This is a genomic window from Cytobacillus oceanisediminis (assembly GCF_003182355.1).
In the GTDB taxonomy this organism is placed as follows: Bacteria; Bacillota; Bacilli; order Bacillales; family Cytobacillaceae; genus Cytobacillus; species Cytobacillus oceanisediminis_A.
On sequence record NZ_QGTW01000034.1, the window covers coordinates 1 to 3,081 of the forward strand.

The following is a 3,081-nucleotide window of genomic DNA, read 5'->3' on the forward strand; positions in this document are numbered from 1 at the left end:
ACTGTTACTCCATCGCCCCCACTTGTACCTTTATTTTTATAGACACGTAAATAAGCTTCATTCATATTTTGATTACTTAGAATCTGTTCTAAAAGTTCCACACTCGTTTCTCCTTCCCTCTCACGTAGTAAGTGATAGCTCCATTTTGGTTATCCTTTGAGATACGCTCATACTTTTACCATAAACACATTCGGAGTTCGTCACTCACGCATTCGTGGTGTTGAAACACTATAAATTGTTCAGCCCTTCATGAATTTATTTCATTACTATGGCTTCTGCTGACTTCTTGCGACTAACCTTTTTCGACTGTACTTCTGTACATCCGCAAGACCTCCCAGGGTAAGACAACTATCTTTCCTCTTTTACTCGCCTGATTTACCCTATAAAGCTACGCACATCTTTTTGGACTTTGACTTGTTGTGGAGCCTCATCCCTTTATAAAGCCTTAGTATCAGATTTCTGTTCGTCGAGCCAAGATTTTATTCCACACTTCCTCCAGCCCTTACCTCGCGATAAGCACCTTGCGCTTCCTTAGTGGTTGGTCGATGTGTACCCCCACAGTGGACTTTCACCACCTAGATAGTTGCCATGCCTGGCACACACAAAAAAGCCGCCTATTCGGCAGCTGATTTTGAATTTAAGCACCCATTGTTGAAGATAACTGCAAGGACTTATTCAACCTTGCCACCTCAGAATTCTAATTCTAATATTTATCAATTGTTGCACCTATCACAGAGGATCTAATAATATTTAAATTCAGAAATCTTTCCAACTCCTTAGGTGTCCCACTAATTACGGCTCCGCTAATTAGTGTATTTTGCATTTGAAAATCAGAGTATGGATATTCTTCTGAAACTCCAAAACCATATGCATTATCCCCATTTACAACTTTTACTGAATCAGATCCTTGCATACCTTCTATTTTTTCCATTTGTTTCTTCGTTTTTGTATTGACCCATAACCAATCCACATTCTTATATCCTAATACCTCACCTAAATCACTTAGTGTCATCGGTTCATAAAAGGAAATAGCAACCTCGATTAACTTATTTTCATCTAACCCTGCAGCTATCTCTAACTCCTGTGGTAAAAAGGTATAGTTTATATTCGAATAATAAAAATCAATGATCCGTTCATTATTTAGTTGATTGTACCGAACAACCCTTTTTGCCTCTTTATCCATTTGATTGATTTCAGTCACTCCACTCCCACGATCTATCACTTCTACTTTCCCAATTGCAGGATATTTCTTCGTCTCTGTGTCCCAAACGAATTGCCTATTCCCTATTCGTTTATAATAGATTGTTTCACCCACTGCACTAAAAATGTTGTAATGATACCTTGTACTTCTATTAGTATAACCTGCCCCTTTTACTGGTTCTCCACCACGAACGTTAGCCTGGTGTTGCAGATTATCCTCTTGTATCTTTTTAGTTATGAGATACTGTGTCCCAAGATGAATGATGACAATACAACCAATCACTGTAACGATAGAAATAAGGGTGTATAAACCGAATTGTTTCCATCTTGCTTTTTTTATGGATCGTTGGAATAAAGAATCGCTTAAAAAATCTATTTCTGAGGTTTGTTTGGAATTCTTTTTATCGTTCATCATGAGCCTCCTCAATACATTTTAATAAACTCTTTCTAGCTCGAAATAAATTCGATTTTACCGAACTCGTACTTATACCTAGCAGTTGAGAGATTTCACCATATGATAAATCTGACTCATACTTTAACAGAAGAAGTTCTGAATAAAGTGGTTTCAGACTAGTAAGTAATCTACTAAATTCCTCTGCACTCTCTTTGGCTAGAATAATAAGTTCTGGAAGTTCTTCGATTTGGTTCCCAACCATTTCTTCCTCTAAGTTTAATATGTATTTTTTATTTTTTCGGCATTGATCATAGTAATAATTCAATGCGACTCGAATTAACCAACTTCGCACTTTAGAGGAACGAATAGAATCAGCATATTTAAGGTATTTGAATGCTGTTTCTTGCACTGCGTCTTGAGCGTCTAGGTGGGGCACTCCTTTTTTAACCAGGTATCGAAAAACAATATTAAGTTCTCTGTTTAGGACTTCATTATTTAATGGTTCTCCCATTCTCCCTCCCCCTATGTTTATAAGACGTTTAAGTGTTAAAAAAGTTATTAAAGTTTAGGAGAAAAATATTTTATTATAAGAAAAACTGCATTTCTTTCTGAAAAGATGCAACCATTTAAAGCTCACTTTGCTTTCCAAAGCCATATGCCTGAAGAAGTAGTAGTGTTCCACGATTGAAATTTAAGATTTCCTCTCTCTTATAAAATAAAAAATGGAGGTTGACTGATGGATTTTTTATGTTTGCGATTTTCAAAGGTTCGGACATTTACAATAATTCTTGCGAAAAGAGATATTTCGCTAACTCTTCATTAGTAATGTCATCTCCATCAATATCAAGACAAAAATCCTGCCCTTGTACTCCACCGCCATTAGTAAACTCGATTTCAAAGTTGAATTTAACTCTTTTATCCATTTTAAATCCACCTCATATTAGTTTCGGGTCGATATTATATATTTTCTTGTTGAATGAAACAATAACCTTCTTGAGCTAATCTGCCCCGTTTATTCAAAAACAAATTCCACCTTGCTTAGGGAAATAAGTCTTACTCTTTAATAATATATTTCTCCCAGTCGGCACTTCTAATCTCTTTGTGGGTTGGTGCAGTTACCTGGTTATCATTAATTTCCGATATTACATTTTTGACAGTAACATTATTAGGATGCTCCCACTCACTAAGGCATTCCTCGCACATTAAAAAAAGCTCTTTGGTTTCAACATCCTTAACTATCTCTATCCAGCCCTGAGAGCAAATTGGACACCAGGCAACTTTATATAGATACTCCATTTTAATCCTCCTCTTACATTTGGATTTATTCACATCACCTTGTTGAACTAACCTACCCGTTTGTGCAAAAAGAAAATGCCACCTGGCTCAGCAGCCGATCTTGAACATAAACACCCTAAAATATTTCTTTGCATCTGTACTATAAAAAAATTTGAACTGAAGAAGCAATTAAATTCCAAACGATATGGATT

General features: G+C 36.1%; 3 protein-coding genes and 1 pseudogene. All 4 read right to left on the reverse strand.

The annotated features are described in order from the left end of the window. Positions 1–703: 703 nt before the first annotated feature. The 4 genes and pseudogenes from DFO73_RS28145 to DFO73_RS28160 all read right to left on the reverse strand — a co-directional run bounded on the left by DFO73_RS28145 (position 704) and on the right by DFO73_RS28160 (position 2,890). On the reverse strand, positions 704–1,612 hold the full coding sequence (locus tag DFO73_RS28145; protein ID WP_219993457.1) for an anti sigma factor C-terminal domain-containing protein: 909 nt from the start codon (positions 1,610–1,612) through the stop codon (positions 704–706). Then, positions 1,602–2,105, reverse strand: a complete 504-nt coding sequence (locus DFO73_RS28150; RefSeq protein ID WP_110067956.1) for an RNA polymerase sigma factor — start codon at positions 2,103–2,105, stop codon at positions 1,602–1,604. Before DFO73_RS28150 ends, DFO73_RS28145 begins: the two co-directional genes overlap by 11 nt. A 286-nt stretch (positions 2,106–2,391) precedes the next feature. Then, positions 2,392–2,517: pseudogene (locus DFO73_RS28155) on the reverse strand (cyclase); the annotation flags it as partial. Positions 2,518–2,647: 130 nt separating this feature from the next. Next, on the reverse strand, positions 2,648–2,890 hold the full coding sequence (locus DFO73_RS28160) for a hypothetical protein (RefSeq protein WP_110067957.1): 243 nt from the start codon (positions 2,888–2,890) through the stop codon (positions 2,648–2,650). Positions 2,891–3,081: the final 191 nt, after the last annotated feature.

Excerpts from the sequence above, each read along its gene's own strand:
- DFO73_RS28150 (WP_110067956.1), bottom strand. The coding sequence starts at position 2,105 with ATGGGAGAACCATTAAATAATGAAGTCCTAAACAGAGAACTTAATATT.
- DFO73_RS28145 (WP_219993457.1), bottom strand. The coding sequence starts at position 1,612 with ATGAACGATAAAAAGAATTCCAAACAAACCTCAGAAATAGATTTTTTA.
- DFO73_RS28160 (WP_110067957.1), bottom strand. The coding sequence starts at position 2,890 with ATGGAGTATCTATATAAAGTTGCCTGGTGTCCAATTTGCTCTCAGGGC.